A 23,459-nucleotide genomic window follows, 5' to 3' on the forward strand; every position below is an offset into this window, starting at 1 on the left:
CATATTCTATTATAGATTAACGCCAAAATTTTCTATCTAAACTCCTATATTGAATGGCTTCAGCTAAATGTTGTATTTGTATTGATTCTTTTTTATCTAAATCAGCAATAGTCCTAGCTAATTTCAAAATTTTACTATAAGCTCTTGCACTTAATCCTAAATTATTAAATGCTTCTTCCATCAATTTAACACATTCTTTATCTAATTTACAGTATTTATTTATATCTTTTGATGTTAATTGTGCATTACAAAATATTTTTTCTTTATAATACCTATCAATCTGAATTTTTCTTGCTTCATTTACTCTTTTTCTAATACTTTCTGATGTTTCCGACATAGTATTACTTCCCAAATCTTTATAATCTATAGGTGTAACCTCTATATGTATGTCGATTCTATCCAATAATGGCCCACTAATTTTACCCAAATATCTATTTATTTCTCTTTCACTACAAGTACATTCATGTGTCGGATCACCATAATAACCACACGGACAAGGGTTCATACTTGCCACAAACATGAATTTAGCGGGATATGTAAATGAAGCATTAACTCTCGAAATTGTTACGTATCCATCTTCCATCGGTTGTCGAAGAACTTCTAAAACATTTTTTTGAAATTCAGGTAATTCATCTAAAAAAAGTACACCATGATGCGCTAATGATACTTCTCCAGGTTTTGGTATTCTACCTCCACCAACTAAAGATGCACCAGAGATTGTATGATGAGGTGCTCTAAAAGGCCGTTTTGTAATTAAAAAATTATCTTTTAACAAACCTGCTACACTATATATTTTAGTAATCTCCAATGATTCATCAAATGTTAATTCAGGCAGTATAGAAGGTAATCTCCTAGCAATCATTGTCTTTCCAGAGCCCGGTGGCCCTATAAGTAATATATTATGCCCTCCAGCTGCAGCAACTTCCATTGCTCTTTTTAATGATTCTTGTCCTTTAATATCACTAAAATCAGCATATAATTCATCATCGTTTTTAAATAAACTTGATAAATCAGTTTTCCAAGGTTCTATATCTATCTCATCATTTAAATACATTACAAGCTCATACAAGTTTCTTACTGGTATTACATCTATGTTTTCTACCACACTACATTCATCTTTATTTTCGTAAGGTACTATAATTTTTTCAATACCTTTATCTTTAAGCGATATAACTAATGGAAGAGCACCTGCTATTTTATTTATATTACCATCTAAAGATAATTCTCCTATAAAAGATACTTTACTTAAATCTCTATCTCTTATAATCCCTGTCGCTAATAATATCCCAACAGCAATCGATAAATCAAGCTGTGAACCTTCTTTTTTCAAACTTGCAGGTGCAAGATTTATAGTAATCCTGCTTAAAGGAAATTCAAACCCAGAATTTTTTATAGCAGTTCTTACTCTCTCTTTCGCCTCTCTTATGGAAGTATCTGGAAGTCCAACTATACTAAAAGTTGGCATTCCTCTAGAAACATCAGTTTCTACTTCAACAATATAGCCATTTAACCCATGTAATACACAAGTTTTTACCTTTGATAACATTACTCCCAATCTCCCCTTTGTTTTTACGTTTATGTCTTCTATATACTTCAATAAATGAATTGAATTTCCTTCTTTTTTCTTTTATGTCTTTTGATAGGTGTGTTTTTTAGAGGGTTTAAGTTTATCATTTATGATAAGGTTAATTATGATAATTATAGTAAACAATATCAAGATCAAAAAAAATGCACAACAGATTGTGCATTTATATCCAAAAAGCATTTTGTATATGATTTATCTTGATATCTTTTCCCAAAAATATTTCTATAATATCAAATCTATATTGTTTATTCACTATTTTCTTAAGTTTTATATATGAATAAGCAGTTTTTATTATTTTTTGCTGTTTATCTACTGTAACTGCTTCATATGGATAACCATAATTGGAATTTCTTCTAGTTTTAACTTCTATAAATACTATAATGTCATCAATAACAGCAATTATGTCAATTTCTCCTAATTTACATTTAAAATTTCTTTCTATTATTTTATAATTATTTTTAATTAAATAATTAACAGCTAATTTTTCTCCTATAATTCCAGTAATTTTACTTTTCAAAATTCTCACCTTTTTTCTTATCTAATTCATATACAAAAGCCAATATCTCTGCTACAGCCATATATAATCTTTCTGGTATAACTTGTCCTATCTCTAAATCGATTAAATCTTCAACTAAATCCTTATTTTCAACTGTCTTAATGTTATTTTTTTCTGCTTCTTGGATAATTTTTTCAGCAATTTCTCCTTTGCCTTTAGCAATAACTTTAGGTGCAATATTCTCTTTATCATATTTAAGTGCAACAGCAATCTTATTATATCTATTTTTCAAATATATCACACCCTTATGTCTAATAAATAATTCTTAACATCTTTATCAGATAAAACATCAAGAGGATCAATATTTTCTCCATTTATATAATTTATAATTACTTTATTATAACCATGCTCAATTAAAGCATTTTTTAACTTATATTCACTTTTCTCGAAATTTTTTATATAACTACTTTTATTCATATAGAAATTAATCGTAATACTATCTCTAATTATATTGGCTAATATCTTTATTTTATCAAACCTATTAGTTTCTAAAGAAATCATTATATTCAAATTTTCTGTTTTGCCTTTAAATCTTCTTTTATCTAAAACATAAAACTTCTTTATCAATTCACTTTTATCGGCAAAATAAAATGGATAATATACAAAAGTAGCATTTTCATTAAGTTTACTTAAGAAAGTGATTTTATCTTTCAAAGTTTGGAACTTATCAAAAACTTCATCTGATGCTTTATCTTTTTTATGCAATATTAATTCTAGTTCTTTAAATAATTGCTTCAAATCTTTATAATAAGTTTTTAATGATTCTTTATCTTTTCCGTCAAACCTAATAATCAAGTTTTTTAAATTAACTTTAAAATTTTTAAATTCTCTATCTTCAATAATATTTTTTTCATATAAATCAATCAAAAACTCTTCTAAATCTTCTTGAATAAAACTTTTATCACTAATCAATTCATCTAAAAACTTTAAATTGTTCACACTAATTTGAATTTCCGATTTTAAAAGAAAAACTACTTTTTTAATAATATCTGGTGTAATATCTCTACCCCTTAAAATATTCATCAGTTCATTTCGAATTTTATCAGTTATTATATTATTTTTAGAAACATTATTATCATCTGATACTTTTTTAGTTTCAGTAGTTTCTTTTAAAAATTTAAGTATATCATCCGACATCATATCTTTATTATTGCCCAGATATTTTATCTCTTCATTTTCTTTAGTATTTATCAAATTTCTTACTTTATTTAATATCTTCATAACTTTTTCTATTGTCTCTTTATTTAATGGCATTTTAAACTTGATTAAACTTTTAATTATTTCTATATTTTCCTGATCTGCGTTTAAATTATTTCTCTCTAGCAGCATTTTAATAAATGTTTCTTTATTTTTTATATAAGAACATTCTTTTTCCAAAGGTGTCAACACTATATTCCCATCTGTAAAGTCTTTAATAAGAAAATTTAGAATTTTATTTTTATACTCCTCTAAGGAAATCAAAGTACTCGCCTTAATAATATCTCCATTACCTAAATCTATAGATACAATATCCCCAGATACATCTATTATTCTACCTTTAATAATACCACCTTTATATAATCTACTATTAAATTTAGTATTTATAAAAATCTGCATTTCTTTATCTATTCTCATAAATATCACCAAATAAATTAAGTTGTTTTTCTTTTCCCAAAATATTTTTAAGAAAACTTAATCTATGTATTGGCGAAGGCCCTAATTCTTTTATTGCTTCTCTATGTTTTTTAGTCGCATATCCTTTATGTTGTTCTAATCCATAACCCCTATATTTTTTAGCCCACTCTATACATTTCCTATCTCTATAAACTTTTGCAACTATTGAAGCAGCTGCTATCCCATGACATCTCGAATCCCCTTTTACTATACTCATTTGAGGTATGTCAACATCTATTTTTTCTGCATCTATTAAAATAAAATCTGGCCTTATAATATTATTATTTTTATCTCTTAACGACATTACCGCTTTTTTCATTGCAAGTTGAGCACTTTTTTTTATATTTATTTTATCAATTGTTTTAGAATCTACTTCTCCAATTCCAAATGCTATTGCTTTGTCAAGTATAATATCATATAGTTTTTCCCTCTTTTTAGCAGAAAGCTTTTTAGAATCATTTACACCTTCGATAATTAAATCTTTAGGCATAATTATTGCGCAAGCTACTACGTCTCCAGCGAGACAACCTCTGCCAACTTCATCAACACAAGCAATATATTCATAACCTTTTTCCCATAATTCTCTTTCAAAAGTCAACATATTACCCCTCCACAATATTTGAATTCTATTTTGTTTCTTTTAAATCCTTCATTATGCCTTTACAAAAATCTTAAAAAATAAACCTTCCTTTCTGGAAGGCTATTTTTCTGGATGTTCTAATGTTATTTTACCAATAGTCCCTTTTCTGAACTCATCTAAAATCAAATGGGCCACTCTTGAGTAATCTATATCTCTGCCCTTTAAAATGCAACCTCTTTTCAAGGCTATTTCTTCCATTACCTGTAATGGCGTTTTGTCTTCTAATTCAACTTTATATCTATCCTTAAGTTTGTCTGGTGCTACATCAATAAGTCTCTCTATTAATTTCAATGCTAGAGTTTCAATATCCATAATCTCATCTTTTATTGCTCCAGTAAAAGCCAAATTAAGTCCTACATTTTGGTCCTCAAACTTTGGCCATAATATACCAGGAGTATCTAATAGCTCTAAATTGCCTCTCAATTTTATCCACTGTTTACCCCTAGTTACACCCGGACGATTACCTGTTTTGGCGCTTTTTCTACCAGATAATGAATTTATCAAAGTAGATTTTCCAACATTGGGTATGCCTACAATCATAGCCCTCACAGGTTTTTGTTTTATACCTTTAGCCTTTAATTTTTGCAATTTTTCTTTTAATATTTTATTTGCTTCTTCAATAATTCTTTCAGTCCCAACATTTTTTGCTGCATTTATTAAAATAGCCGTTATATTCCTTTCTCTATAATAATTAATCCATTTCTCATTTATTACATCGTCTGCTAAATCACATTTATTTAATATTACAACTCTAGGTTTATTCCCAATAATCTTTTCAATATCAGGATTTTTACTGCTAACAGGTATTCTAGCATCTAACAATTCAAAAACTATATCAACAAGCTTTAAGTTTGTTTTTAACAATTCTCTTGTTTTTTTCATATGACCCGGATACCAGTTTATATTCATATATCATCACCCTCTTCAAAATTACTTGTTAACTATTATCACTCAATTTTTAATTAGTATTCGTAATCCACTAAAATAAATATAGGGACTGAAAATCAGTCCCAAATTAATAATCTCTTTTTTCTTTAACCTTTGCAGCTTTACCAGTTTTACCTATTAAATAATTTAATTTAGCTCTTCTTACTTTACCTCTTCTAGTTACAACAATCTTCTCAATTCTTGGAGAATGAACAGGGAATGTTCTCTGTACACCCACACCATAAGATATTCTTCTTACAGTGAAAGTCTCTCTTGAACCTCCACCTTGTCTTTTAAGTACAATACCTTCAAACACCTGAATTCTTTCTCTATTTCCTTCTTTTACTTTATAGTGTACTTGAACTGTGTCCCCAACATTAAATTGAGGGATATCATCTCTGATTTGCTCCTGCTCTATTAACTTAATTACGTCCATGTTTTCCCCTCCCTTCTTCCTAGACGTTCATGCTATTTTAAGCAGAGGACCGCCCGTTTTGCCACAAGTAATTATAGCATAAATATATACAAAATACAACTTATTTCTGTGTATTTATTTCTTTCTTTATTTCATTTAATACTTTTTTTTGTTTTTCATTTAATTCTAATTTATCTATCAAATCTGGTCTTCTCATATAAGTAAGTTTCAATGATTGATATAATCGCCATTCTTCTATTTTTTTATGATTCCCAGACAATAGAACATCAGGTACCTCATATCCTCTAAATACTCTTGGTCTTGTGTATTGAGGATATTCTAAAAGTCCATTATAATGCGATTCTTCTTTAAATGATTCTTCACTACTTAAAACCCCTGGAATCAATCTTACTACTGAATCAACTACAACCATAGCAGATATTTCTCCGCCAGTTAATACATAATCTCCAATTGAAATCTCATCATCTATATAATTTTCTACTATTCTATTATCAATTCCTTCATAATGTCCACAAAGTAATATTAAATGTTGCTCTTTTGAAAGCTCTTTAGCTAAACTTTGATTATATACTCTTCCTTTTGGCGTAAGATAAATGACCCTTGAATTAGTCTTTCTAACACTCTCAATAGCTTTATAAATTGGTTCAGGTTTCATAACCATCCCAGGTCCACCACCAAAAGGATAATCATCAACACGCTTATGCTTATCTTCAGAAAAATCTCTTATATTAATATAGTTTAATTCTACTAATTTGTCTTTAATTGCTCTACCTATTATACTATAACTAAAAACTTCCTCTAACATAGTTGGAAACAATGTTAAAATATCTATCTTCATTCTATCATTCCTTCTAGTGGGTCTATAATCACTTTATTATCATCAAGATTTATCTCTTTAACAACTTCTTTTATAGCTGGTATAAGATACTCTTTATTACCATCTCTAACTACATAGACATCATTACTACCTGTCTGTATAATATCTTTAATTTCACCTATAAATCTACCATCTTTAAGATAAACATTTAAACCGATAATCTGAAATATAAAATACGTATCCTCTGGTAATTCTATAGCATTTTCTCTATCTATATATATATATTTACCCTTAAAACACAAAACATCATTAATATTGTCAAAATCCTTAAATTTCAACATAACAAAATTTTTCTTATACCAAACATCTTCTATTTCAACTTTTTGATTTTCTATATAAACATATTCTAATTCATCAAATCTAGTCATATCATCTGTTAAAGGCAATACCTTCATTTCCCCTTTAATTCCATGAGTATTAACTATTTTACCTACTTTGATAAAATCTATCATAGGCAATACCCCTTTGATTTTTATTTTTTTCAGTTTAGTCTATCCATTTGAAAATATTTTTATTCTAAAATTGAAATAAAGGGATTAGACAAACTAATCCCTTTACTGTATAATTTCAACTACAACCCTTTTGTTTTCCTTAGTAGCTGCTGCCTTTACAACAGTCCTTATAGCCTTCGCTATTCTACCCTGTTTCCCAATAACTTTTCCCATATCTTCTGGGGCTACTTTTAACTCAATAATTACTGATTGTGTACCCTCTACTTCATTCACTTGTACTTCTTCTGGTCTATCTACAAGAGCTTTAGCTATTACTTCAACTAACTCACCCATTTATCTACACCCCCCAAGATCGAATTAAGCATTCTTAATCTCTTCTAATTTCTCATAAATACCATTTTTCTTAAATAAATCATTCACTGTATCTGTAGGTTTAGCACCATTTTTTAACCATTTAATTGCCTTTTCAGCATCTATTTTAATCTCTTTTGGATTTGAAACAGGGTTATAATATCCAACTTGCTCAATGTATTTTCCATCTCTAGGAGCACGTGAATCAGCTACTACTATTCTGTAGAAAGGCTTCTTTTTAGAACCCATTCTTGTCAATCTGATTTTTACTGCCATATTTTCACCTCCTTCTGAAAGTCTATCTATCTAAAAAATGGAATTTTAAACTTGCCTTTTTTCATAGCTTTTTCCATTTCACCCATCTTCTTGATCATTTTTTTAGTTTCTTTAAATTGCTTTAAAAGCCTATTTACATCTTGAATCGATGTACCACTACCTTTAGCAATTCTTTTTCTTCTACTTCCATCTATAATAGATGGATTTTGTCTTTCTTCCTTTGTCATCGACTGTATTATAGCCTCAATTTTCACTAACTCTTTTTCATCAACTTTTAAATTTTTTAATTGTTTAGAACCCATACCCGGTATCATCTCTAATATCTGATCTAAAGGTCCTAAATTTTTCATCTGCTGTAATTGTTCAAGAAAATCCTCAAATGTAAACTGTTGATTTCTTAGTTTTTTCTCTAATTCAATAGCTTTTTTAGCATCTAGACTAGCTTGAGCCTTTTCAATTAAACTTAAAACATCTCCCATCCCTAAAATTCTTGAAGCCATTCTATCAGGATGGAAAGGTTCTATTTGTTCTAACTTCTCACCCATACAAACAAACTTTATAGGTTTTTGAGTGACAGCTCTAATCGATAAAGCCGCACCACCTCTTGCATCTCCATCAAGCTTAGTCAAAATGACACCATCAATACCTAATCTATTATCAAAAGTCTCAGCCACTGTTACTGCATCTTGTCCTGTCATTGCATCTACAACAAGTAAAATCTCATGTGGCTTTACTTCATCTTTTATATTTTCTAATTCATTCATCAAATCTTCATCAATGTGAAGCCTACCCGCTGTATCTATAATAATAACATCATTTCCATTCTTCTTGCCATATTCAATCGCAGCCTTAGCTATATTAACTGGATTCTGCTTATCACCCATTGAAAAAACTGGTATTCCAATACTACTTCCAACTACTTGTAATTGTTTAATAGCGGCTGGTCTATAAATATCACAAGCTACTAATAAAGGTGTTTTCCCATTTTTCTTAAATAAACCAGCTAATTTACCAGATGTAGTCGTTTTACCGGCCCCTTGAAGACCACATAACATTATAATTGTAGGCGGACTAGATGCAAATTCTATTTTACTCTGGGTTTCTCCCATTAACTTAGTTAACTCTTCATTTACTATTTTTATTACTTGTTGCCCTGGAGTAAGGCTCTCCATCACTTCATGCCCAACAGCTCTTTCTTTTACATTATTAATAAATTTTTTAACAACTTTAAAGTTAACATCCGCTTCAAGCAATGCAAGCTTTACTTCGCGCATTGCATTATTAACATCTTTTTCTGAAAGTTTTCCCTTACCTTTTAGTTTACCCAGAGTTTTTTGAAGCTTTTCAGCTAAACTTTCAAAAATCATTATTTGACCTCCTGATCATTATCTAAAATATCTAAAGCAATATTCTCAATATCCATTACATGAGAATTGATATCTTCTAAACGTCCTAATTTTAAATCATCCTTTATCAATTTTAACTGTTTAAGAATAATTTTTATTTTATCCTTATCTTCTAAAAATTTCTTAACTAATCCTAGTTTCTCCTCATAATCCAATAATCTTTTCTCTGCTCTTTTTAATATATCATGAACACCTTGTCTACTGATGTTTAACTGCTCTCCAATCTCGCTTAATGACAAATCATGTATATAATACATCTCAATTATTGTATATTGTCTATCACTAAGTAATTTCCCATAAAAATCAAATAGCAACCCCATTCTTATTACCTTCTCAAACATACAAATCACCATATCAATAGAATGTAAAGCCATAAACTTGACAGATTGTATTTTATAATACATATTCTTTTTTGTCAAGTTATTCTGCAAAAATCGCCTCAACAAAATTTTGAGGATCAAAATCTTGTAAATCTTCTATTCTTTCACCTACACCAACTAATTTAACTGGTACATTTAACTCTGATTGAACAGCTAAAACTACACCACCTTTAGCTGTCCCATCTAATTTAGTTAATACTATTCCAGTTATATCACAAGCTTCTTTAAACACTTTAGCTTGCATGATTGCATTCTGTCCTGTTGTAGCATCGACTACTAATAAAACCTCCCTAGTAGCCTCAGAAAATTCTCTTTCTACTATTCTAAAAATCTTATTAAGCTCATTCATTAAATTCTTTTTATTATGAAGTCTACCTGCCGTATCACAAATCAATACATCAGCCTTACGAGCTTTTGCCGCTTGTATGCCATCAAAAATAACTGCTGCAGGGTCAGAACCCTCTTTATGTGCTATTATCTCAACACCCGCTCTATTAGCCCATTCTTGCAATTGATCAATAGCAGCTGCTCTAAAAGTATCACCCGCTGCAATTAAAACCTTTTTACCTTCTTTTTTTAATCTATAAGCCAATTTCCCTATAGTCGTAGTTTTACCAACTCCATTTACCCCAACAACTAGTATAATCGCCGGTGATGGTTCTATATTAATTTTATTATCACTTTCAACATCAGTTAGAATTTCTTTCAATTCTTCTTTTAGCAACTCTCTAATTTCAAAAACTTCCTTTATCTTTTTCTCCTTTACTTTATCTTTCAAGTCCTCAATTATCCTCATTGTTGTATTTACTCCCATATCTGCAGTTATCAATACTTCTTCTAATTCCTCAAATAATTCTTCATCAATTTTCTGGTAAGATTTTAATATAGTATCAACTTTTTCAGTAATACCTTTTCTCGTCTTTTCTAATCCTTGTTTCAATCTACCAAATAAACTCAATTTTGGCTTTTCTTCATCATTAGATTGCTCAATCTTTTCTTCTACTACTGTTTCCTTTTCTTGAGATAAGTCATTTTCTTTTTGTTCTAAATCATTCTCTTTTTTAATCATTTTAAAAAATTTCTTTAACATTTTAAACCCTCCTTAGCTAGCTTTTTCGTCAATTTTTTCTGATAATCTTACTGATACCAATTTAGTAACACCTTCTTCTTCCATTGTAACGCCGTATAAAGAATCTGCTGCTTCCATAGTTCCTTTTCTATGGGTTATAACAATAAATTGAGTGTTTTCTGAAAAATCTTTTAAATAATCAGCAAATCTAAATACATTTGCTTCATCTAATGCAGCTTCGATTTCATCTAAAACACAGAAAGGAGTTGGTTTAGTCTTCAATATAGCAAAAAGTAAAGCAATTGCTGTCAAGGCTTTTTCTCCTCCTGACAATAATGAAAGACTCTGCAATTTCTTGCCCGGAGGCTGTGCTATAATTTCTATTCCACTTGTCAAGACATTTTCATTATCTTCTAAATATATATCAGCTTTTCCGCCTCCAAATAGTTTCTCAAAAACTTCAATAAAATTCTTTCTAATCTTCTCAAAATTAATATTAAAATGTTCTATCATTTTTCTCTCCATATCTTTAATAACTTTATTTAAAGACTGTTCAGCTTCTATCAAATCATTTTTTTGTTCAGTAAGAAATTTAAATCTTTCATTTACTCTTTCAAATTCTTCAATAGAACTAACATTTACATCTCCTAAAGACTTTATTTTTCTTTTTAAATCTCTAATTTCATTTTGAACTTTAGTTACATTTTCTATTTCTTTTTTATATTTTAAAGCCATTTGATATGAAAGTTCATAATCATCCCACAGTTTATTAGTATAACTCTCAAGCTGCATATTATATCGAGTAAGTTTAATATCTAGAGTATTTTTACTTGACTGCAAGTCATTTATCTTTTTATTCATTTCTTTTATCTTTTCTTGTTCATTATAAAATGACTGCATGTAATTATTCTTATCGCTTTTTATCTCTTTAAGCCTAATATCATATTCTAAAAGTTCTTGAGACAGCTCATTCTTTTCAACAATAAACATTGTTCTTTGATTTTGTAATTTTTCAATGTTTTCTTTGATTCTTTCTAATTCAGTTTCAAAATTTTCTATATCATTGGCAATTCTTTCATATTCCTCATCGAGTTTCAAAATCGATTCGTCAATTCCTTTCATTTTCTGCTCGCAAGAAGCCAAATTTACTTTGACATCAGTTAAATATTTTGACAAATCATCTCGTTCTAATTTATTTTTTTCAAAATTATCTAATAAGTTATCAACCTCTGTTTTACTTAAATTATATCTACTTTCACTATTTTGTAAATCTAGACTCAAAGTCTCAATCTCTTTATTCAATTCCATCATTTCGCCCAATAATTGTCTTTTCTCGTTATTATACTTTTCTATTAAATCAATTAAACTTTGTCTTTCTCTCTCCTTCTGAAGTTTACTATTCTCAAAATTTGAAATGTTTAAATTTAGTCTATTAATATCTTTTTCACTTTCTTCTAACTCATAATTTAACTTAAATAACTTATCATTTATGTTTTTAATATCTACTTCTAATCTCTTATATACTTCTTTAAGCTCTATTATCTGTTTACCCAAATCATTAAGCTCTCTTTCTCTACTCAACAGCCTCACATTTTTAGAACTCAAACTTCCACCAGTAATCGAACCGCCCGGATTTATAACTTCTCCATCTAACGAAACCACTTTCATTGAATACTTTAACTTTTTAGAAACTTTGATGCCATCATCAATTGTTTCAACAACAACTACTCTTCCAAGCAAATATTCAAAAATTTCTCTATACTCTTCATCAATTTCTATTAGCTTTGAAGCAATACCTATAACTCCATTCGTTTTTATTATCTCTTCTTCATCGGACTTTAATCCTCTACCTCTAATAGATGTCATTGGTAAAAAAGTAACTCTACCCAATTTATTTTCTTTTAAATATCTTATAATCCTCTTAGCTTCATTTTCCGAATTAGTAACAATATTTTGTAATGCCGAACCAAGCGCTATCTCAATTGCTATTTCGTATTTTTTATCGACTCTTAATAATTCAGCAACTACTCCTCTTACTCCTTCTCCTAATTGTCTATCTTTTTCAATTGCTTTAAGTACATTTTTAACACTTTTATAAAATCCATCATAACTCTCTTTCATTTCTTTTAAAAGATTATATTTAGATATTTTAGTTTGGATTTCGCCTTTTATTTGTTCCAATTGCATATTAATATTTTTTAATTTCTTTTCTAGTTTTTCCTTATCATCAATTAATGAATATTTAAAATCTGTTATTTTATCTAATTTTTTATTAAGTAGTTGTATTTCAGAATCAATATTTTTAATTTCAGATTCGGTATCATTTTTTTTATAAACTAACTCGTCAATTTCTTTATCTATCTGTTTAATTCTTTTATCAATATTTATAATAAAAGTTTTAGTGCTATTTATTTTGCTTTTAATTTCAGTTATACTATTTAATAATTGAATAACAATATCCTTTTTATCTTCTATTCCTCTTTCTTTGCTTTTTATCTCATCGTCTAACTTGTCCAATTTATTTAAGCGCTCATTTAATTCGCATTTTAAATTGTTAATCTTCTCATTTAACTCTTTCTTATCATTGATAAGTCTGATTTTTTCCATTTCAATTTCCTTTTGTCGTTTTACCAATTTTTCTATATTATTACTTACCTTATTTTGTTCTTTCTTTAAAATTTCCGTTTTTTCATCGCATAATTTTATTTCACCATCAATTTTCTCAATTTTATTTTGAATATCATACTTATTATTTTGTATAATTTCTATATTCTTCTCCATTTTTTCAATTTCATACTTTACTTCATTATATTTGTTTTCTAATGCTTCTCTTTTCTCTTCATTATATTTTAACTGCTCTTGAATTACATCTTTCTGTTTCTCTATATGTTCTATTTGCACTTTAAATCTATCTATTTCTCTTAAATATAGATTAACTTCCAAATCTTTTAATGTTTCTGCAAGCTCAAGATATCTTTTAGCCTTTTCAGCTTGTATTTTTAATGGGGATAACTGCCCTTCGATTTCATTTAATATATCATTAATACGAATAATATTCTCTTTAGTTCTTTTAAGTTTTTTCTCTGATTCTTCTTTTCTTGTTTTAAACTTGACTATTCCTGCTGCCTCTTCGAAAATATTTCTCCTGTCTTCTGACTTAGAACTTAATATTTCATCTATTCTACCTTGCCCAATGATTGAATATCCATCTTTCCCTACACCAGTATCCATAAATAGTTCTCTAATATCTTTCAATCTACATGAATTCTTGTTTATATAGTATTCACTTTCTCCTGAACGAAATAACCTTCTAGTTATACACACTTCCGAGTAATCTATAGGCAAGCTCCCATCCTTATTATCAAATACTAAAGTAACTTCAGCAAAGCCAAGCGGTTTTCTTCTTGAAGTACCTGAAAAAATAACATCTTCCATCTTACTGCCTCTCAATGTTTTAGCACTTTGTTCTCCTAAAACCCATCTAATAGCATCTGATATATTACTTTTACCACTACCATTAGGACCGACTACACAGGTAATCCCTCCACTAAGTTCAATATCAGTTTTATCTGCAAACGACTTAAACCCTTGTATTTCTATCCTCTTTAAAAACAAGTTTAACACCTCTTTTATATAGTTTGCTAAAACTAAACTGTACAAGAAATAAAAGGTTTCCAAAAATCCGGAAACCCATATAACTATATCTTTTTTTACTAATACACAAATATATTCTACTTAAATAGAATAAACCCCTTCCTTTTAAGATATTTCTCTATATATTCCCTAATAACTAATTCATAACATATTTCATCAGTATGTACCTTTAATACTTCTAAAGGTAACTCTGATTTCTTCAACTTGATAATTATATTATACTTATCTTTAAAATATTTGACATTACTTGATTTTTGCCCTACTATATTTGATACTAATTTACTATTAATTTCAATTAATATTGAAACATTTTTAATTTTATTTTCATTTATAAATTCTTCTAAAATTATTTTATATATATTTGATTCAACTAATTGTCTAATTGAAGGATGATATGGACCCGCTAAAACATCTCCTCCTAAAGAAATATTTTCTGTCGGTTGCAATCCTATTCTAATGACTGGTATTCCATGATATTTAAATAAAATTAATATATCTGTACAGATATCAATGGCTTCCTCTAAACTCAACGGCTTATATTTTTTTGCAAAATACATGTATTCTAAATAAGTATCCTTAATTACTAATGTTGGATATAATCTAACAAAATCTGGTTTAAGATTAATAATATTTAAAGCAGTATTAATCGCCTTTTCTTTAGTATCGCCCGGTAGTCCTATCATAAACTGCAATCCCAATTCAAAATCCCATCTTTTTATTAAATTAACTGCATCAATCACATCATTGACAGTATGTCCTCTATTGCTCTTTATTAAAACTTCCTCATCTAATGATTGAACTCCCAACTCAATAATATCTACATTGTACTTTTTCAATAATGCAAGAATAAAATCATTTATATAATCAGGTCTTGTCGACAATCTAATTTTGTCTATTAATCCTCTCTTTTTGTAATTATATACTATATTTAAAAACTCTTCTTGCTGCTTGACATCAATCCCAGTAAAACTTCCGCCAAAGAAAGCCACTTCTATCTCTTTTGTATCAATAGGAATAGTTTCTAAAAACTTATCAATCGTTTCTTCTATTTCAGTAGCCGTTATATCTTTAATTTGTCCCGCTATTTTCTTTTGATTACAAAAAACACAATCATGTGGACATCCTTTATGCGGTACAAAAATAGGTATTATTTTTTTTCTAGTTCCCATCTAAAACACCTAACCTTATTAAAGCATTTTTAGCGGCACATTGTTCAGCATCTTTTTTACTACGACCAATACCCTCACCTAATACTCGATTATTAAGAGAGACTTTAACTTGAAAAATTTTATTGTGATCTGGACCATATTCATTCATTACATTATAACAAACACTCGACTTATTATTTTTTTGAATTATCTCCTGCAATTGAGTCTTATAGTCAATTAATATTTTCCCTTCTACAGCATCTTCAATTATATTCTTCAATACATTTAATACAAATTTTCTAGCTTCTTTAAGCCCACCATCTAAATATATCGAGCCTATTAAGGCTTCTAATGCATCTGCTAATATAGATATCCTTTCTCTTCCACCAGTAGCTTCTTCTCCTTTTCCTAAAAGAAGATATATGCCTAAATTCAACTTTTTTGCTACTGTTGATAAAGACGTTTCACATACAATAACAGCCCTTAATTTTGTGAGCTCCCCTTCAGGGAACTTAGGATACTTTTCAAATATATAGTCGCTTACAACTAAACCTAATACAGAATCTCCAAGAAACTCTAACCTTTCATTATATTTGATTTTCAATTTCTTATGCTCATTAGCATATGAGCTATGAGTTAATGCTCTATTAAGAAGATTTATATTACAAAATCTATATCCGATTTTTTCTTGCAATTCTTCCAATAACTTCATTCGTTCATTATGTAAAGACATACTCTACCTCCAGCTTGATTTGAAACAATTTACTTTTATCACATTAATAGTTTACTACATAGTATTATTTACATGCAAATAGTTTTTAAATCTGTAATTGATAATTTAGTAATAAAGACTAGGCTTTAACCTAGTCCTTATTACTAAACATATTTTTTTATTATAATAGAAGCGTTATGACCACCGAATCCTAATGAATTTGACATTGCATAGATTACTTTTTGCTCTATCCCTTTATTAGGTACATAATCTAAATCACATTCTTCATCTTTCGTATTGTAATTAATTGTAGGCGGTATAAAATCATGATATACTGTTAAAGCACATACCGCACCTTCAAGTCCACCAGCCGCACCTAATAAGTGTCCAGTCATTGATTTAGTAGAACTTACTTTTAGTTTGTAAGCATAATCTTTAAACACTTCTTTTATAGCAGCAGTCTCAAACTTATCATTATATGGTGTAGACGTTCCATGTGCATTTATATAGTCTATCATATTTGGCTCTATACCTGCATCATCTAAAGCTGATTTCATAGCTCTAGCTGCTCCCTCTCCATTTTCTGCCGGTGCAGTTATATGATAAGCATCACACGTCATCCCATATCCTACAATTTCTCCATATATTTTAGCTCCTCTATTTAAAGCATGATTCAATTCTTCCAAAATAAGAATTGCTGAACCTTCTCCCATTACGAAACCATCTCTATTCTTGTCAAATGGTCTACTAGCTATCTTAGGATTATCATTATTTGTCGATAATGCTTTCATAGATGAAAAACCGGCCAATGCTAATGGCGTTATTGCAGCTTCAGCACCACCTGTAACAATTATATCGGCATCTCCTCGCTGAATTATCTTAAAGCTATCGCCTATGGCATTCGTTGAAGAAGCACAAGCCGAAACAACTGTTTCATTTGGTCCTTTTGCACCTAATAAAATAGCTATCTGTCCTGCTGCCATATTACTAATCATCATAGGTATAAAAAAAGGACTTATTCGTTTAGGACCTTTCTTTAATAATTTTTCATGTTGTTCCTCAAGAGTAGATAAGCCTCCAACTCCTGAGCCTATTACAACTCCAAATCTATTTTTATTTATTAAATCCAAGTTTAACTGGGAATCTTCTACAGCCAATCTACTTGCAGCAACTGCAAATTGAGTAAATCTATCCATTCTTTTCGCTTCTTTTTTATCCATATAATCCTCAGGCTTAAAACCTTTTACCTCTGCCGCTATTTTTGTAGAATAACCTTCAGTATCAAATCTCGTTATATAATCAACACCATTTTTACCTTCTTTAATAGCATTCCAAAATTCTTCCATTCCAATTCCAATTGGACTTACTACACCTATACCGGTAATAACCACTCTTCTCTTCATGGTTTAACCTCCTAAAATGTCTAGTTAATAAAAATCTATTTTTAAGGTCCCGAAAAAAATCGGGACCATTATCTCATAATTACTTCATATTATTCTGAATATACTCAACTGCATCTTTAACAGTTTTTATTTTTTCTGCTTCCTCATCTGGAATTTCTAAATCAAACTCATCTTCAATAGCCATAATAAGTTCAACTACATCAAGAGAGTCTGCATCAAGGTCGTCTTGAAAAGATGATTCCATTTTTATTTCATCTTCCTCAACCTCTAGCTGTTCAGCTATTATCTTTTTAAGCTTTTCAAATACCATGTTTACACCTCCCTTCAATATTATTACAATAATTTATATTAATAACCCTCCATCAACAATTAAAACCTGACCTGTTATGTAAGAAGATAGGTCACTAGCTAAAAATGCAACTGCATTAGCTATATCTTCAGGTTCTCCTAACCTATTCAACGGTATTTTTGTTAAATACTCTTCTTTTACTTTATCCGGCAACTTATCTGTCATATCAGTATTTATAAATCCCGGAGCTACCGCATTTACTCTTACCTTCTTCTTAGCAACTTCTTTGGCAATTGATTTAGTAAATCCTATTATACCGGCTTTAGAAGCAGCATAATTACACTGCCCCTGATTACCTGTAATACCTATTACTGATGCTACATTTATAATACTACCACTCTTTTGTTTTATCATACTTCTAATCGCTGTCTTAGTAACATTAAACGTCCCTTTTAAATTAATATTAATTACATCATCCCATTCTTCTTCTTTCATCCTCATTAATAAGTTATCTCTAGTTATTCCAGCATTATTTACTAAAATATCAATTCTACCGAATTCATCTAAAACTTTATTTATAAAATTTTCTACATCGTCTTTATTTGACACGTCTGCCTTTACAGCTATAGCTCTAACTCCCATCTCTTCCGCAAGTTTTATGACTTCTTTAGCTTTAGCATCACTCTTTGTATAATTAACAACTATATTAGCTCCTAAAGAAGCTAATTTCAGCGCTATAGCCTTGCCAATTCCTCTCGAACCTCCTGTTATAAGTGCTATTTTCCCATTTAGATTCATAAACTCAGCCCCTTAACTTAAAAATTCTTTTAATTTCGATAATGTAGTCATATTTTCAACATTAATTGTTGTAACTTTAACTCCCAATTTCTTTGCTGTTTTCTTTACAAAACTGCTTAGTGATTTACCTGGACCTATTTCTATAAATGTATCAATTCCATACTTAATCATAAATTCAATACTATCTTGCCACAATACAGGCATAAACACTTGTTTTGATAAAAGCTCTCTAATTTCACTTTCATTTTCAATAATCTTTGCTGTTACATTTGAAACTACTTTCGTCTTCATTTCCGCTATTGAAACCTTTTTTAGCTCTTCATTTAATTTATCACCAGCTGGTCTCAATAGACTCGAATGAAAAGGAGCACTTACAGATAACTTCAAAGCCTTCTTAGCACCTTTTTCTTTAGCAACATCACATGCTTTTTCAACAGCCTTAACTTCTCCAGAAATCACTATTTGACCAGGACAATTATAATTTGCACATTCAACCACGCCTGCATCACTTGATTCTCTAACAACTTCTTCAACTACATCTCTTTCTAAACCTATAATCGCAGCCATAGTTCCTACCCCAAGAGGCACTGTCTCCTGCATTAATTTCCCTCTAACCTTTACAAGTTTCACTGCCTCTTCAAATTTAAAAGCACCACTATATACTAAAGATGAATACTCTCCTAAACTCAGCCCAGCAGTTATTTCAGCTTTTAAACCTAATTCGTCAATTACTTTTAATATAGCAATCGAAGTAGTTAAAATCGCTGGCTGAGTATTTTCAGTTTTAATTAATTCTTCATTAGGTCCTTCAAAACAGAGTCTTTTTAAATCAAATCCCAAACTTTCATTGGCAATATCAAATACTTCTGCTGCAGCTCTATAATTTTCAACAATATCCATTCCCATTCCGACATATTGGGCTCCTTGCCCCGGGAAAATAAATGCTATTTTATTCATTTTTTATCACTCCTATAAACTCTCTTTAACTTTTCTGGCCTCATTGATTATATCTTCAATAACCTCTTTACAAGTTTTAATTTCTTTAATCAATCCACTAATCTGTCCTGCCATTACAGAGCCGTTTTCAACATCTCCATTTAATACAGCATTCCTTAATGTACCTATTCCTAGTTTTTCAATTGTCTCTTTGTCTGTTCCTTCTTTTTCTAACTTTATAAACTTTTTAGTAAGTTTATTCTTAATAGATCTTACAGGATGTCCTGTAACTCTCCCAGTTACTACTGCATCTCTATCTCCAGCTTTAAGTATCATCTTTTTATAATTTTCATGTGCTATACATTCTTTAGTACAAACAAACCTCGTACCAATCTGTACTCCTTTTGCACCTAGAGCTAATGCTGCAACAAAACCTCTTCCATCAGCAATTCCCCCAGCCGCAATTACGGGTATATTAACCGAATCAACAACTTGAGGTACTAAAGCCATTGTAGTAAGTTCTCCAATGTGCCCGCCTGCCTCAGTACCTTCAACGATCAATGCATCCGCACCTACTTTTTCCATTCTTTTCGCAAGTGCAACTGAAGGAACTACAGGTAATACCTTCGTACCAATCTCTTTAAATTTACTTATGTATTTACCAGGATTTCCTGCCCCTGTTGTTATTACAGGAACCTTTTCTCTATATAATAATTCCATAATCTCATCAACATAGGGAGATAATAACATAACGTTGACACCAAATGGTTTTGATGTCATTTTTTTTATTTTAAATATCTCTTTCTCTATCACATCAACAGGCGCATTACCACAACCGATTATCCCTAACCCACCTGCATTAGACACAGCCGCAGCAAGCTCTGATGTTGCAACCCATGCCATACCACCTTGTATAATTGGATATTGAATATTTAATAAATCGCAAATTACAGTCTTAAACATCTTACACCTCCTGGTTTTTATGCCATTTAATAATGCATGAACCCCAAGTCAAACCTCCACCAAAACCAACTAATAAAATATTATCGCCATTTTTTATTTTGCCAGCTTTAATTGCTTCATCTAATGCAACAGGAATTGAAGCTGACGACATATTCCCGTATTTATTTAAGTTTATATATACTTTATCTTTAGCAAGTTTTAATCTCTTTCTTGCAGATTCAATAATCCTGATATTAGCCTGATGCGGAACAAGGTAATCTATATCTTCTAACTTAAGTCCGCTCATTTCAATAACTTTTTTTGCTGCTTCTTCCATAGCCCTAACAGCAAACTTAAATACCTCGTTTCCTTCCATTTTGATATAATGAAGTCGTTTATCTACTGTATCATGTGTAGCAGGACATTTAGAACCTCCTGCAGGTTGTGTAAGATATTTCCCACCACTACCATCTGCTCCTAAATTAATACCTAAAAAACCCATGCCTTCAGGTACTGTACTCACAATGGCTGCACCTGCTCCATCTCCAAATAATACACATGTATTTCTATCAGTCCAATCTATAATTCTCGACAATGTTTCTGCTCCAATAACTAAAACATTTTTATAAAGTCCTGAATTAACATATGCATAAGCTATCGACAATGCATATAAAAATCCAGAACAAGCTGCCTCTAAATCGAATGCAGCTGCATTAGTACACCCTAATTTATCTTGAACTATACATGCAGTTGAAGGAAAAGCCATATCAGGCGTTACTGTACTTACAATTATCATATCAATATCTTCATTCTTTATCCCAGCATCATCTATTGCTCTTTCTGCAGCTACTGTTGCCATATATGAAGTTGCTTTATCATCATCTAATATTCTTCTTTCCACAATTCCCGTCCTCGTTTTAATCCACTCATCGCTAGTATCTACAATTTTTTCTAAATCATGATTTGTTAACACCTTTTCTGGGACAAAACTCCCTGTACCTATTATTCCAACTGATTTATTCCTATTCAAAATCATTGTTACCTCCTAAATCAGAAATACTTTCTTCTATCAATTTTAAAACATCCTTCTCAACAAAAGTTTTCGCTTGTTTAATTGCATTCTTAATGGCTTTTGCGTCAGAACTACCATGTGCCTTTATTACTCCACCTCTAACTCCTAGCAGAGGTGCTCCTCCATACTCAGTATAATCTAATTTATTCTTAAAATTTTTAAGCCCTGGTTTGAGTAATAATGCTCCAAATTTAGTTACAGGAGTTCTTAAAAATTCTTCTTTAAGCATTGAAAAAATAGAAAATGCTAATCCTTCTGTTAATTTCAATATGACATTGCCAACAAAGCCATCACACACTAAAACATCAACTAATCCTTCTGGAATGTCTCTAGCTTCAACATTCCCATAAAAATTTATTAACGATGATTTCGATAATAGCTCAAAAGCCCCTTTAGTTAATTCGTTACCTTTTCCTTCTTCTATACCGATATTAACCAATCCAATCTTCGGATTTTTCTTTCCTAAAACTTTTTCAGCATATATACTTCCCATTAGAGCAAATTGATACAAATAATTTGGTTTACAATCTGCATTTGCTCCAGCATCTACTAATAAAGAAATTCCTTTTTTAGTCGGATAAACAGGAGCTAATGCTGCCCTTTCTATACCCTTAATCCGTCCTACAATTAATAGTCCTCCAGTTAATAAGGCACCCGTATTTCCTGCAGAAATAAAAGCATCTCCTTCTTTATCTTTTACCATTTTTAATCCAATTACCATTGAAGAATTTTTCTTTCTTCTTATTGCCATAACAGGCTTATCCTCATTCGTTATTACATCGTCCGCATTAACTATACTAATATTTCTTCCGTTATACTCTAATTTATCTAATTCTTTTTTTATTATTTCCTCTTTACCAACTAATATAATCTCTACATCCAACTCTTTTGATGCATCTACACATCCTTTTACCGTTACTTCAGGGCCTCTATCCCCCCCCATCGCATCTACTACTATTCTCATATCCCTTCCTCCTCATTATTCTATAGATACTAAAATAAACTTACCTCTAAAAACTTGTTCTTGGCCAACATATGTAAAAACATGTACAAAATGTTTATTCCCTCTCACCCTTACGACTTCAGCTTTCGCAATAAGTTTTTGTCCAGCATAAACTGGATTTCTATATTTAATATTAGCAACACCTGTTAATGCTACATCTGCATCAATAACGGCCATAGCAAGAGACTCAGCTTGTGCAAATATATGATGTCCTCTTATTATATTCGTTTTCTTAAACGCCATCTCATTATTAGTCTCTAAAATTGAAATTCCACTTTTCCCTAGCTTAAAATCTACTAACTCTCCTACTATTTCAGTTCCTCCAATTGTTCTAACTTTAGAATAGTTAAGCTCGGCCACATTTTTTATTCTCTCTCTTAACTCAGGAATACCTAATTCAAGACGGTCTAATCTTATAGTTTGAATACTAACATTAAAAATCTGTGTTAACTCTTCATCCGTCAAAAAAGGGTCTTCTTTCAGTTTTTCTTTTAATTTTTTTTGTCTTTCTCTTTTATGTAGCCTTTTATTAGCCATCTTTTCACCTCGAGTTATTACTTGAATTTAGTACCTATTACTAATAGTAAGTATATATTATAGTGTTAAAAAAATCAAGTATTTTATCGCCTATATTTTTTTATATTTAACCCTAGTTAATAAAAAAATACAGATAAAAAAAAGATAGTGATTAGAATCACTATCCCAATTATTCAACCTCTATAACTTCTCTATTTTTGTAATATCCACATGAACCACAAACTCTGTGAGGTAATTTTGGCTCATGGCATTGTGGACACTCAACTAAATTTGGTGCATACGCCTTAAAATTTGATGCTCTTCTTTTATCCCTTCTAGCTTTTGATACTTTACGCTTTGGTACTGCCATTAATAACA

At 30.1% G+C, this 23,459-nt stretch carries 26 protein-coding genes; all 26 read right to left on the reverse strand.

The window, feature by feature from the left end; translation table 11 throughout:
• Positions 1-16 precede the first annotated feature (16 nt).
• Positions 17-1,546, reverse strand: coding sequence for a YifB family Mg chelatase-like AAA ATPase (locus BUB51_RS01375; protein WP_073194846.1), 1,530 nt, complete (start codon positions 1,544-1,546; stop codon positions 17-19).
• A gap of 202 nt (positions 1,547-1,748) precedes the next feature.
• Positions 1,749-2,111, reverse strand: coding sequence for a YraN family protein (locus BUB51_RS01380; protein ID WP_081943502.1), 363 nt, complete (start codon positions 2,109-2,111; stop codon positions 1,749-1,751).
• The gene (locus tag BUB51_RS01385) at positions 2,092-2,373 is read right to left on the reverse strand and encodes an EscU/YscU/HrcU family type III secretion system export apparatus switch protein (RefSeq protein ID WP_073194848.1); all 282 of its coding nucleotides are present in this window, start codon (positions 2,371-2,373) and stop codon (positions 2,092-2,094) included. The genes BUB51_RS01380 and BUB51_RS01385 overlap by 20 nt, the downstream gene beginning before the upstream one ends.
• A gap of 5 nt (positions 2,374-2,378) precedes the next feature.
• Positions 2,379-3,755, reverse strand: a complete 1,377-nt coding sequence (locus BUB51_RS01390; RefSeq protein WP_073194850.1) for a hypothetical protein — start codon at positions 3,753-3,755, stop codon at positions 2,379-2,381.
• Complete coding sequence (locus tag BUB51_RS01395; protein ID WP_073194852.1) at positions 3,742-4,395, reverse strand: ribonuclease HII; 654 nt, start codon at positions 4,393-4,395, stop codon at positions 3,742-3,744. Before BUB51_RS01395 ends, BUB51_RS01390 begins: the two co-directional genes overlap by 14 nt.
• Positions 4,396-4,494: 99 nt before the next feature.
• A complete protein-coding gene (gene ylqF / locus BUB51_RS01400) occupies positions 4,495-5,343 on the reverse strand; it encodes a ribosome biogenesis GTPase YlqF (RefSeq protein ID WP_073194854.1) in 849 nt (282 codons plus the stop codon).
• Positions 5,344-5,449: 106 nt separating this feature from the next.
• The gene (rplS, locus tag BUB51_RS01405) at positions 5,450-5,797 is read right to left on the reverse strand and encodes a 50S ribosomal protein L19 (protein WP_035162832.1); all 348 of its coding nucleotides are present in this window, start codon (positions 5,795-5,797) and stop codon (positions 5,450-5,452) included.
• Positions 5,798-5,897: 100 nt separating this feature from the next.
• Positions 5,898-6,635: a tRNA (guanosine(37)-N1)-methyltransferase TrmD gene (gene trmD, locus BUB51_RS01410; RefSeq protein ID WP_073194856.1), complete on the reverse strand. Its 738-nt coding sequence runs from the start codon at positions 6,633-6,635 to the stop codon at positions 5,898-5,900.
• Positions 6,632-7,126 (reverse strand): ribosome maturation factor RimM, encoded by a 495-nt coding sequence (gene rimM / locus BUB51_RS01415; RefSeq protein ID WP_035162835.1) that lies wholly within the window; start codon positions 7,124-7,126, stop codon positions 6,632-6,634. Before rimM ends, trmD begins: the two co-directional genes overlap by 4 nt.
• Positions 7,127-7,228: 102 nt before the next feature.
• The gene (locus tag BUB51_RS01420) at positions 7,229-7,459 is read right to left on the reverse strand and encodes a KH domain-containing protein (RefSeq protein WP_035162837.1); all 231 of its coding nucleotides are present in this window, start codon (positions 7,457-7,459) and stop codon (positions 7,229-7,231) included.
• Between the two features lie 24 nt (positions 7,460-7,483).
• A complete protein-coding gene (gene rpsP, locus BUB51_RS01425; protein WP_035162839.1) occupies positions 7,484-7,753 on the reverse strand; it encodes a 30S ribosomal protein S16 in 270 nt (89 codons plus the stop codon).
• A 26-nt stretch (positions 7,754-7,779) separates the two neighbouring features.
• Positions 7,780-9,120, reverse strand: a complete 1,341-nt coding sequence (gene ffh / locus BUB51_RS01430; RefSeq protein WP_035162841.1) for a signal recognition particle protein — start codon at positions 9,118-9,120, stop codon at positions 7,780-7,782.
• The gene (gene ylxM / locus BUB51_RS01435) at positions 9,120-9,533 is read right to left on the reverse strand and encodes a YlxM family DNA-binding protein (RefSeq protein WP_341423341.1); all 414 of its coding nucleotides are present in this window, start codon (positions 9,531-9,533) and stop codon (positions 9,120-9,122) included. The genes ffh and ylxM overlap by 1 nt, the downstream gene beginning before the upstream one ends.
• A 46-nt stretch (positions 9,534-9,579) precedes the next feature.
• Complete coding sequence (ftsY, locus tag BUB51_RS13540) at positions 9,580-10,629, reverse strand: signal recognition particle-docking protein FtsY (protein ID WP_035162845.1); 1,050 nt, start codon at positions 10,627-10,629, stop codon at positions 9,580-9,582.
• A gap of 12 nt (positions 10,630-10,641) precedes the next feature.
• On the reverse strand, positions 10,642-14,223 hold the full coding sequence (smc, locus tag BUB51_RS01445; RefSeq protein WP_035162847.1) for a chromosome segregation protein SMC: 3,582 nt from the start codon (positions 14,221-14,223) through the stop codon (positions 10,642-10,644).
• A 116-nt stretch (positions 14,224-14,339) separates the two neighbouring features.
• Positions 14,340-15,431, reverse strand: coding sequence for an elongator complex protein 3 (locus BUB51_RS01450; protein WP_073194860.1), 1,092 nt, complete (start codon positions 15,429-15,431; stop codon positions 14,340-14,342).
• Positions 15,421-16,143 carry a ribonuclease III gene (rnc, locus tag BUB51_RS01455; protein ID WP_073194862.1) on the reverse strand — a complete coding sequence of 241 codons (723 nt, stop codon included), beginning with the start codon at positions 16,141-16,143 and terminating at the stop codon, positions 15,421-15,423. Before rnc ends, BUB51_RS01450 begins: the two co-directional genes overlap by 11 nt.
• A gap of 143 nt (positions 16,144-16,286) precedes the next feature.
• On the reverse strand, positions 16,287-17,525 hold the full coding sequence (fabF, locus tag BUB51_RS01460) for a beta-ketoacyl-ACP synthase II (RefSeq protein WP_073194864.1): 1,239 nt from the start codon (positions 17,523-17,525) through the stop codon (positions 16,287-16,289).
• 79 nt (positions 17,526-17,604) lie between these two features.
• Complete coding sequence (gene acpP, locus BUB51_RS01465) at positions 17,605-17,835, reverse strand: acyl carrier protein (protein WP_035162057.1); 231 nt, start codon at positions 17,833-17,835, stop codon at positions 17,605-17,607.
• Between the two features lie 33 nt (positions 17,836-17,868).
• Positions 17,869-18,612: a 3-oxoacyl-[acyl-carrier-protein] reductase gene (fabG, locus tag BUB51_RS01470; protein ID WP_035162056.1), complete on the reverse strand. Its 744-nt coding sequence runs from the start codon at positions 18,610-18,612 to the stop codon at positions 17,869-17,871.
• Between the two features lie 12 nt (positions 18,613-18,624).
• Positions 18,625-19,569 carry an ACP S-malonyltransferase gene (fabD, locus tag BUB51_RS01475; protein WP_035162054.1) on the reverse strand — a complete coding sequence of 315 codons (945 nt, stop codon included), beginning with the start codon at positions 19,567-19,569 and terminating at the stop codon, positions 18,625-18,627.
• Between the two features lie 12 nt (positions 19,570-19,581).
• Positions 19,582-20,511, reverse strand: a complete 930-nt coding sequence (gene fabK / locus BUB51_RS01480; RefSeq protein WP_073194866.1) for an enoyl-[acyl-carrier-protein] reductase FabK — start codon at positions 20,509-20,511, stop codon at positions 19,582-19,584.
• A 1-nt stretch (position 20,512) separates the two neighbouring features.
• Positions 20,513-21,526, reverse strand: a complete 1,014-nt coding sequence (locus BUB51_RS01485; protein ID WP_073194868.1) for a beta-ketoacyl-ACP synthase III — start codon at positions 21,524-21,526, stop codon at positions 20,513-20,515.
• Positions 21,513-22,526: a phosphate acyltransferase PlsX gene (gene plsX, locus BUB51_RS01490; RefSeq protein WP_073194869.1), complete on the reverse strand. Its 1,014-nt coding sequence runs from the start codon at positions 22,524-22,526 to the stop codon at positions 21,513-21,515. Before plsX ends, BUB51_RS01485 begins: the two co-directional genes overlap by 14 nt.
• 15 nt (positions 22,527-22,541) lie before the next feature.
• Positions 22,542-23,102: a transcription factor FapR gene (gene fapR, locus BUB51_RS01495; protein ID WP_035162049.1), complete on the reverse strand. Its 561-nt coding sequence runs from the start codon at positions 23,100-23,102 to the stop codon at positions 22,542-22,544.
• Positions 23,103-23,271: 169 nt separating this feature from the next.
• Complete coding sequence (gene rpmF / locus BUB51_RS01500) at positions 23,272-23,451, reverse strand: 50S ribosomal protein L32 (RefSeq protein ID WP_035162047.1); 180 nt, start codon at positions 23,449-23,451, stop codon at positions 23,272-23,274.
• Positions 23,452-23,459: the final 8 nt, after the last annotated feature.

Origin of the sequence: Caloranaerobacter azorensis DSM 13643 (assembly GCF_900129995.1) — a bacterium.
GTDB classification, from domain to species: Bacteria; Bacillota; Clostridia; order Tissierellales; family Thermohalobacteraceae; genus Caloranaerobacter; species Caloranaerobacter azorensis.

What these genes read in the sequence shown, in the direction of transcription:
- BUB51_RS01375 (WP_073194846.1), bottom strand. Translation starts at nt 1,546, where the DNA reads ATGTTATCAAAGGTAAAAACTTGTGTATTACATGGGTTAAATGGCTAT.
- BUB51_RS01390 (WP_073194850.1), bottom strand. Translation starts at nt 3,755, where the DNA reads ATGAGAATAGATAAAGAAATGCAGATTTTTATAAATACTAAATTTAAT.
- BUB51_RS01395 (WP_073194852.1), bottom strand. Translation starts at nt 4,395, where the DNA reads ATGTTGACTTTTGAAAGAGAATTATGGGAAAAAGGTTATGAATATATT.
- ylqF (WP_073194854.1), bottom strand. Translation starts at nt 5,343, where the DNA reads ATGAATATAAACTGGTATCCGGGTCATATGAAAAAAACAAGAGAATTG.
- rplS (WP_035162832.1), bottom strand. Translation starts at nt 5,797, where the DNA reads ATGGACGTAATTAAGTTAATAGAGCAGGAGCAAATCAGAGATGATATC.
- trmD (WP_073194856.1), bottom strand. Translation starts at nt 6,635, where the DNA reads ATGAAGATAGATATTTTAACATTGTTTCCAACTATGTTAGAGGAAGTT.
- rimM (WP_035162835.1), bottom strand. Translation starts at nt 7,126, where the DNA reads ATGATAGATTTTATCAAAGTAGGTAAAATAGTTAATACTCATGGAATT.
- BUB51_RS01420 (WP_035162837.1), bottom strand. Translation starts at nt 7,459, where the DNA reads ATGGGTGAGTTAGTTGAAGTAATAGCTAAAGCTCTTGTAGATAGACCA.
- rpsP (WP_035162839.1), bottom strand. Translation starts at nt 7,753, where the DNA reads ATGGCAGTAAAAATCAGATTGACAAGAATGGGTTCTAAAAAGAAGCCT.
- ffh (WP_035162841.1), bottom strand. Translation starts at nt 9,120, where the DNA reads ATGATTTTTGAAAGTTTAGCTGAAAAGCTTCAAAAAACTCTGGGTAAA.
- ylxM (WP_341423341.1), bottom strand. Translation starts at nt 9,533, where the DNA reads ATGGCTTTACATTCTATTGATATGGTGATTTGTATGTTTGAGAAGGTA.
- ftsY (WP_035162845.1), bottom strand. Translation starts at nt 10,629, where the DNA reads ATGTTAAAGAAATTTTTTAAAATGATTAAAAAAGAGAATGATTTAGAA.
- BUB51_RS01450 (WP_073194860.1), bottom strand. Translation starts at nt 15,431, where the DNA reads ATGGGAACTAGAAAAAAAATAATACCTATTTTTGTACCGCATAAAGGA.
- rnc (WP_073194862.1), bottom strand. Translation starts at nt 16,143, where the DNA reads ATGTCTTTACATAATGAACGAATGAAGTTATTGGAAGAATTGCAAGAA.
- fabF (WP_073194864.1), bottom strand. Translation starts at nt 17,525, where the DNA reads ATGAAGAGAAGAGTGGTTATTACCGGTATAGGTGTAGTAAGTCCAATT.
- acpP (WP_035162057.1), bottom strand. Translation starts at nt 17,835, where the DNA reads ATGGTATTTGAAAAGCTTAAAAAGATAATAGCTGAACAGCTAGAGGTT.
- fabG (WP_035162056.1), bottom strand. Translation starts at nt 18,612, where the DNA reads ATGAATCTAAATGGGAAAATAGCACTTATAACAGGAGGTTCGAGAGGA.
- fabD (WP_035162054.1), bottom strand. Translation starts at nt 19,569, where the DNA reads ATGAATAAAATAGCATTTATTTTCCCGGGGCAAGGAGCCCAATATGTC.
- fabK (WP_073194866.1), bottom strand. Translation starts at nt 20,511, where the DNA reads ATGTTTAAGACTGTAATTTGCGATTTATTAAATATTCAATATCCAATT.
- BUB51_RS01485 (WP_073194868.1), bottom strand. Translation starts at nt 21,526, where the DNA reads ATGATTTTGAATAGGAATAAATCAGTTGGAATAATAGGTACAGGGAGT.
- plsX (WP_073194869.1), bottom strand. Translation starts at nt 22,526, where the DNA reads ATGAGAATAGTAGTAGATGCGATGGGGGGGGATAGAGGCCCTGAAGTA.
- fapR (WP_035162049.1), bottom strand. Translation starts at nt 23,102, where the DNA reads ATGGCTAATAAAAGGCTACATAAAAGAGAAAGACAAAAAAAATTAAAA.
- rpmF (WP_035162047.1), bottom strand. Translation starts at nt 23,451, where the DNA reads ATGGCAGTACCAAAGCGTAAAGTATCAAAAGCTAGAAGGGATAAAAGA.